Here is a 335-nt window from a genome sequence, read left to right on the forward strand (position 1 = left end):
CAGGTAATCGACTGATGGGACAGAAGAGCATCGTCCGTGGAGGACGCTATGTAACGAAGAATACGCGTGCACAGAATCTTTCGAACATGCATGCCGGTATCCAGGATCTGATCCATCCGAAGCGGATTGACGAGCTGTCTTCCACGCATGCAGAAAAAAGAGATATGCAGGATATGAGAGAAATGGAGGACTTTGAACGATCATGAGGTTCTACTCACCGAAGAATTTTAAGAAAGGAAGACATCTGGGAGGCATGTTCCGATGGATCGACATCGTGCTGTTCGGCACAGCGACCCTGCTCTTCATCCCGGCATTCCTTTTCAATATGACAGGAG

General features: G+C 48.7%; 1 protein-coding gene. It reads left to right on the forward strand.

All coding sequences use genetic code 11. The features are described from left to right. On the forward strand, positions 1–206 hold a 206-nt coding region (locus NE665_RS24185), incomplete at its 5' end, for a hypothetical protein (RefSeq protein ID WP_256302741.1). Between the last annotated feature and the right edge of the window lie 129 nt (positions 207–335).

This window comes from Clostridium sp. DFI.1.208 (genome assembly GCF_024463855.1).
GTDB lineage: Bacteria > Bacillota_I > Bacilli_A > Erysipelotrichales > Erysipelotrichaceae > Clostridium_AQ.